The sequence below is a fragment of the Streptomyces sp. W16 genome, from assembly GCF_033194735.1.
In the GTDB taxonomy this organism is placed as follows: domain Bacteria; phylum Actinomycetota; class Actinomycetes; order Streptomycetales; family Streptomycetaceae; genus Streptomyces.
The window spans coordinates 1-6,557 of sequence record NZ_JAWOAI010000527.1 but is presented as its reverse complement, the minus strand read 5'-3'; the positions used below and the strand labels follow the sequence as shown (position 1 = coordinate 6,557).

General features: G+C 70.4%; 6 protein-coding genes. 1 reads left to right on the top strand and 5 read right to left on the bottom strand.

Annotated elements, in window-relative coordinates; genetic code table 11:
• The 4 genes from R6V09_RS42690 to R6V09_RS42675 all read right to left on the bottom strand — a co-directional run.
• Positions 1-506: LLM class flavin-dependent oxidoreductase (locus R6V09_RS42690; RefSeq protein WP_317886870.1), on the bottom strand; the 506-nt coding region annotated here is incomplete at its 3' end.
• A 48-nt stretch (positions 507-554) separates the two neighbouring features.
• A complete protein-coding gene (locus tag R6V09_RS42685) occupies positions 555-1,748 on the bottom strand; it encodes a damage-control phosphatase ARMT1 family protein (RefSeq protein WP_317886869.1) in 1,194 nt (397 codons plus the stop codon).
• A 22-nt stretch (positions 1,749-1,770) separates the two neighbouring features.
• The gene (locus R6V09_RS42680) at positions 1,771-2,418 is read right to left on the bottom strand and encodes a ScbR family autoregulator-binding transcription factor (RefSeq protein ID WP_317886868.1); all 648 of its coding nucleotides are present in this window, start codon (positions 2,416-2,418) and stop codon (positions 1,771-1,773) included.
• Between the two features lie 306 nt (positions 2,419-2,724).
• Entirely contained in the window at positions 2,725-4,539 is a 1,815-nt protein-coding gene (locus R6V09_RS42675) for a S8 family peptidase (RefSeq protein ID WP_317886867.1), read from the bottom strand.
• A gap of 335 nt (positions 4,540-4,874) precedes the next feature.
• Between R6V09_RS42675 and R6V09_RS42670 the strand changes: the two genes are divergently transcribed.
• Positions 4,875-5,819 (top strand): lytic polysaccharide monooxygenase auxiliary activity family 9 protein, encoded by a 945-nt coding sequence (locus R6V09_RS42670; RefSeq protein ID WP_317886866.1) that lies wholly within the window; start codon positions 4,875-4,877, stop codon positions 5,817-5,819.
• Between the two features lie 29 nt (positions 5,820-5,848).
• Here R6V09_RS42670 and R6V09_RS42665 read toward each other — a convergent pair whose 3' ends face one another.
• The gene (locus R6V09_RS42665; protein WP_317886865.1) at positions 5,849-6,499 is read right to left on the bottom strand and encodes a Tat pathway signal sequence domain protein; all 651 of its coding nucleotides are present in this window, start codon (positions 6,497-6,499) and stop codon (positions 5,849-5,851) included.
• Between the last annotated feature and the right edge of the window lie 58 nt (positions 6,500-6,557).

The following is a 6,557-nucleotide window of genomic DNA, read 5'->3' as shown; positions in this document are numbered from 1 at the left end:
CGGCGCAGTGCCGCGTCGCTCTGTCCTCCGATCCAGACGCCGGGACCGCCCGCGGTGCGGGGCAGCACCCCGAGCCGCGCCGAACCCTCGCCGCGCCACAACTGCCGTACGACAGCGAGCTGTTCGTCGGTCCGGCGGCCCCGGCCCGCGAACGGGACGCCGACGGCCGCGTACTCCTCGGTGTCCCAGCCGGTGCCGACGCCGAGAGTGAAACGGCCGCCGGAGAACCGGTCGAGGGTGGCGGCCTGGTGCGCCAGGATCAGCGGGTTGTACAGCGGCAGCACCAGCACGCTGGTGACCAGCCCGATCCGCCGTGTCGCACCGGCCACGGCGGCCAGCAGGATCAGCGGGTCCGGGGTCACGCCGGCCGCACCGGCCACGGCGTGGCCGCTGGCGAAGACATGGTCGAACCCCAACTCCTCGGCTCTGACGGCGATTTGAAGGACCGCGTCCACCTCCTCGTCCCGGTCGGGCCACAGGCGGTGCGGTGCCACTCCGATACGCATCTCGGTCGTACTCCCCTCGTGCGACAAGAACGTCAGGATCCGAGCCAACTACACGGCGGGCGCCCCGGACACCCCGCGTACCTGGATCAGCGCATGGGTGCCGCCGGTCCGCCAGCGCTGTCCCTCCGCCGCGACCAGCGCGGTTTCGGTACGGGCGTCGAGGCCGGTGATCACATCGGACTTGAGGGTGCGCAGGGCGGCGACCGGGCCCGGGAAGTACGCGGTGACCTCAGCGAACGGCGTGGTGGGCGCCCAGAGCCGATCGCCCACCAGGCGGCGGTAGTTGAGGTCGCCCTTCACGATCGTCGGCGTGGCCGCGGCGAACTCGGCGCGGAGGTCGGCGGGCATGTCGGCGTACGGCAGCGGGGCGCAGGAGAAGGCGTGGGCGCGCACGGTGAGGCGGCCGTCCGCCATGGCCGACCAGAGGCGGCGGCCGTACGTCGATGCCGCGCCCGGCGCGGCGGTCAGCCGGTGCAGGGCGTCGACGACGTCGGCGGTGGTGGCGTCGGAGACGTAGTACGGGTGGGGTTTGATGTGCAGGACCGCCCGCTCGATGTGCCCCTCGTCGAGGAGGTGGGCGATCAGCAGCAGGTCGGGGATGAGTTCGCGGCCCGCGTTGTCGGCGACGAGACAGAGCGTGCCGGAGAGGAGTGACCACAGTCGCTCGCTGTCGTCGGCGACCAGGGCCGGGACGGGTGCCTGCGAGGCCGACTCGGCTCCCGCGGCGGAGAGGCGGAAGCCGAGGTCCGCGCGGTTGCCCCAGAGGGAGCCGTGCAGCAGCGCCTGCCCGCGCTCCGCGGGCGACTTGCCCTCCAGGGCGTCGAGGGCGGCGAGTTCCTCGTCCGTCTCGGGTGCGTCGAGTTCGGCGCGTTTGAAGGGGCGGAAGGGGTCGATGCCCTGCCAGGCTCCGGGGCCGAAGTAGCCGACCGTGTCGAGGAGTTGGCGGTAGAAGTAGCTCTCGGACCAGAGCCAGGGGACGTCGTACCAGGACCGTCCGGTGTACTCGTCGGTGCCCCAGGCTGCCCACTGTCCGTGGTCGGGGGCGTCGGTGCGGAGGGGTTGGATCGTGCCCTCGGTGCAGTTCTTCAGCAAGGCGTCGAGGGCGCGGTGCTGTGCGGGGCCGTAGGGGAAGGCTTCGCGTACCTGGTGGATGATCGCGGGGTGCCGTTCGGCCAGCACGCTGTGGGGGAACGAGCCGGGCTCGTTGCCGAGGATCACGGGCGCGGCGGGGGTGTCGGGCATGCGGCTCACCGTACCGGGCGGGTCAGCCGGCGCCGATCTCCCGCTCCAGTCGCGCGGCGAGGCTGAGATAGCGGGCGCGGCGCGGGACGGGGACCACGCCGCGGATCACCAGGTGCCACATCTCGGCGGTTCTTCGCGGCTGCAGGGCAACCGGTTCCAGGGCGCGCCCGATGACGCGGATGCCGACGAAGAGGCCGACGAGGGTGCGGGCGACGGCGTCCACGTCGATGTCGGGGTGCGCGTCGGCCTCAGCGACCGCGCCGGCGAGTTTGCGGGCGGCGATGTCGAGCCACTCCGTGAAGGGGTGCGGCGTCGGGGGCCGTACCTCGATCTCACCGGCGGCGAGCCGGAGTCCGGCCCGTGGGATGGGGCCCTCGACGGCCAGCCGGGTCATGCCGAAAGTGACACGTATCAGTGTCTCCAGTGAGGAGTAGCCCCGGCTGTCCATGTCCTTGGTCATCTGACGCGAGGCCTTGGCCTGCATCTCCAGGATGGTGTGGGCGAGGTCTTCCTTGGCCGCGAAGTGGAAGTACAGGGCGCCCTTGGTGACTTGGGCGTGGTCGACGATGTCGCTGAGGCTGGTGGACTCGTAGCCCTGCCGGTCGAACAGCTCGGCGGCGGCCGTGATGATCGTTGTGCGGGTCTGTTCGGCCCGTAACTGCCTCGCCATCGACTGAAACACTCCCGTGAAGGAAAAAACAACGGCCCATGCCGTTTTTTCTTACCCCCTGTACACAGTAGCTCACCGTCCGACGGCGTAGACCTTGCCCTCGAAGACCACCAACACCCCTCACGTTCCCATCACTTGCACCTCTGTGTCACCCCCGCCCCGACTCTTGACCACTTTCGGTATCTGTGGCACGTGTCAGCGACCGTTCTCGGCCACACGGACGACCGGCCGCCCCGGGAGGGCGCCCGTGGGGGCGCGCCTCCCCTTACGGGTCGGCCGGTCGGTTTCTGTGTGTGACCTGTGGAATCAGAAGGTGAGTTTCCAGCTGTTGAGGGTTCCGGTGTCCTGGGCGGCGGTGTCCTGGACCCGCAGTTTCCAGGTGCCGTTGGCGGTCTCACTGGAGGCGTCCACCGTATAGGTGGCCTTGACGTCGTCGGCGGAGTCCGAGGTGCTCGCCGCCTTCAGCCGGTACGTCGAGCCGTCGGGCGCGACCAGGTCGAGGACGAGGTCGCCGCGGTAGGTGTGGGTGATGTCGACGCCGACCTGGAGGGCGGCGGGCGCGTTGCCGCTACGGCCGCTGACCATGATCGAGGACTCGACGGCCGAGCCCGCGTCGGGGACGGCGACGGCGGTGCCGCTGGAGAAGGTGGCCCCCGTCGTCGTACCGCCACTGCCGCTCACGGCCTGGACGGTCTTGGCCGCGTCGGCGAGTCCCGCGCCGCAGCCGCCCGAGCAACTGCCGGGCAGGGCACGGGCGTTGGTCTTGACGGCCGACTCGATCTGGGCCGGGGTGAGCGAGGAGTTCGCCGACTTCATGAGCGCGACCAGGCCCGCGATGTGCGGGGTGGCCATGCTGGTGCCCTGGTAGTAGGCGTACGACTCGGTGGACGGCGTCTTGGTGCCGGAGTTCAGCGTGGAGTAGATGCCGTTGGCGGTGCCGGTGCTGGTCTGGCCGCCGGGGGCCGAGATGTCCACGCCGGAGCCGTAGTTGGAGTAGGAGGCCTTGGCACCGGCGCGGTTGGTGGCGGCCACCGAGATGACGTTCGCGCAGTTGCCCGGCGAGTGGTTGGCGACGTTGTCGTTGTCGTTGCCCGCTGCCACGACGACCGTGGTGCCGCGGTTCACGGCGGCGGTGATCGCGCTCTGGGTGGCCGAGGTGCAGGCGCCGTCGCCGCCCAGGCTCATGTTGATGACCTTGGCGATGTTGCCGTTGGCGGGGACGCCGGAGACGGTGCCGCCGGACGCCCAGGTGATGGCGTCGATGATGTCGGAGTCGTAGCCGCCGCACTTGCCGAGGACGCGGAGCGGGGAGATCTTCGCGCCGTAGGCGATGCCCGCGACGCCCTTGCTGTTGTTGGTGGCGGCGGCGATGGTGCCGGCCACATGGGTGCCGTGCCAGGAGGAGTTGCTCGCCCCGATGCCCGAGCCGCACTCGTTGGCGGCGTAGTAGTCGCCGGGGTCGGCCGGGTTGCTGTCGCGGCCGTCGCCGTCGACCGAGACGGCGGTGTCGGTGATGAAGTCGTAGCCGGCGACGATGTTCGCGGCGAGGTCGGAGTGCGTGACGTAGCCGGTGTCGATGACGGCGACGGTGACACCGCTGCCGGTCGAAGTCGGCCACGCGGCGGGCACGTTCATGCCGGCCGTGGACTCGAAGAGGTCCCACTGCTTGCTGTACTCGGTGTCGTTCGGGTCGGCCTGCGGGGTGTTCAGCCGGTCCGGTACGACATAGGAGACCTGCGGGTCGGCCTTGAACTCGGCGATGACGTCGGCGACTTCGGTGGTGCTACGCGCGTCGCCCAGACCGACGAGGGCGGCGCCGGTGCCGAGGCGGCGCTGGAAGTCGACGTCCTCGCCGGTCTCCTTGCCCTTGGCGGTGGCGTCGGCCGCGGCGGCCTGGTTCGAACTCGCTTCTGCGGTACCGGACTTGTAGCCGACGATGAGACGTTCGGCGAGGGAGCCGGGGGCGGCCTCGGTCTGCCCGGGCAGGGCGGGTGCGGCGGCCTGGGTGGGGGGTTCCTGGGCGACGGCGGCCGAGGTGGCCACGGTGGCGAGAAGGGCCGCGGAGACCGCGGCGACGGATATCAGGGTCCGTCCGGTGGGGAATGCCGTGGGAGTGCGCAAGGGCTTGCCTTTCGTGGCCGTACTCCAAGCAGCGCGGAGCGGCGGTCGATTCGCTTCGTCGTCGAAGCGGCGGGGGGTCGAGCCAGAGAGCGCCGGGCGCGGGCAGCCGCCTCGTCAGGGATTGCCTGTAGGTCAGCTGTGGCCAAACGATAGGCAAAGAGAAGGTCATCCGGATACGGGGGAAACCCTCGATCAGGCCGGAAACCACCCCTGCATATCGGGCGGTTGACCGGATACCTCCCGATTCGCGGCAAGGGAACGAACTGAACGCGCCGGGCCCGATTCCCGTATTGCACGGACAGACCGTTCCCGCCCCGGCCGAGGAGACGTTCCGGATGTCCCGGATGACCGCACATCGCACCGCCATGGCGGGCGCCGCCATGGCCCCGCTGCTGCTCACCGTCTGGGCGGCGGGTCCGGCGCAGGCGCACGGGGCGCCGACGTATCCGGTCAGCCGGGTGTACGCCTGCTCGCCGCAGGGCGGCAGCGCGGCCGGTTCGGCGGCCTGCAAGGCGGCCGTGGCGGCGAACGGGGGGCCCTTCACCTTCTGGGACAACATCCGGGTCCCGAACATCAACGGGCGGGACCGGCAGCTGATCCCCGACGGGAAGCTGTGCAGCGGTGGTCTGTCCGACTACAAGGGGCTCGACCTCACCCGTACCGACTTTCCGTCGACGCGGCTGACTCCGGGGGCGAAGCTGACGATGACGTACGCGTCGACGATCGCGCACACCGGCACGTTCAAGTTGTATCTGACGAAGGCCGGTTACGACCCGTCGAAGCCGCTCACCTGGTCCGAGCTGCCGACGCAGCCGTTCGCCGAGGTGAAGGACCCGCCGCTGACGGGTGGCGCGTACCGCATCAAGGCGACGCTGCCGACGGGCCGGACGGGGCGCCAGCTGATCTACACCATCTGGCAGAACAGCAGCACCGAAGACACCTATTACTCATGCTCGGACGTGGTGTTCCCCGGAGGCGCCGCCGCTTCCTCATCCTCTTCTTCGGGGGCGGCCGGTGCGAAGGACAAGGCGGCGAGTCCGTCTTCGCCGGCCGCCAAGTCGCCTACGGCCGCGAGCCCTTCGGCCCGGGAATCGACCACGGCCCAGAAGTCCTCGGCGTCGCCGGCCGAGGAGAGCACCGCGCCGGGCAGCAGTCCGGTGGCGTCCGACATCGACGCCTCTTCGAGCGGCCCTTCGGCGCCCATGCTGGCGGGCGGCGCCGCCGCGGTGCTGGTGCTCACCGGGGGCGCCGCCCTGTTCCTGCGACTGCGCCGACGCTGAACTCGGCGCGAACAGGCCCTACTTGCTCCTTAGTTGGTGTAGACCGCCACGCCGTTGTCCGTCACCGGGGCGTACTTCGCGGTGAAGTAGCCCGCGCTGAAGCACAGGGACGAGCCGGAGGTCTTGGTGAAGGCCTGGCTGGTGAAGTTGATGCTGGTGTCGGTGTTGCTGGACGTGCCGCTCAGGCTGGGCGCCTGGTAGACGCAGGTGATGCTGCCCAGCAGGGTGGTCAGCTTGACCGTGGTCTGGATGGTGGAGCCGCTGGCCGGGGTGACGGTCAGGGTGCCGTCCGAGACGGCCGCGGTGGTGTACGGCAGGTTGTCGACCGTGATGCTGGAGACACCGAGGACGCCGAGGACGTTGCTGGTGCAGCTGCTGCTGTCGAAGGTCTGCCCGGAGACGGACTCGGTGGCGGTGCCCGGCGCGGTCGGGTTGTCGGTGACGGTCGCGGTGAACGTCGACGAGGTGCACTTGATGCCGCTGGTGCCGGTCGCGCTGGAGTACAGGGTGGCGCTGGTGCCGGTGGCCAGGGGCGCGGTCAGCACATCGCCGACGGCGACGGCCGTGCCGCCGAGGCTGCCGGTGGTGAGCACCGTGTCGGCCGCCGACGCCGGGGCGATGAAGGGGAGAGTGAGCGCGGCGACGGAGCCGACGAGGGTGAGGACGGTGCGAGTGCGCATGCGGGTGTACCTCTTCTTCCGAAGTGGAGGGCCGAACCAGGGGGGGTCTTTGGGGGGT

What these genes read in the sequence shown, in the direction of transcription:
- R6V09_RS42685 (WP_317886869.1), bottom strand. Translation starts at nt 1,748, where the DNA reads ATGCCCGACACCCCCGCCGCGCCCGTGATCCTCGGCAACGAGCCCGGC.
- R6V09_RS42680 (WP_317886868.1), bottom strand. Translation starts at nt 2,418, where the DNA reads ATGGCGAGGCAGTTACGGGCCGAACAGACCCGCACAACGATCATCACG.
- R6V09_RS42670 (WP_317886866.1), top strand. Translation starts at nt 4,875, where the DNA reads ATGTCCCGGATGACCGCACATCGCACCGCCATGGCGGGCGCCGCCATG.
- R6V09_RS42665 (WP_317886865.1), bottom strand. Translation starts at nt 6,499, where the DNA reads ATGCGCACTCGCACCGTCCTCACCCTCGTCGGCTCCGTCGCCGCGCTC.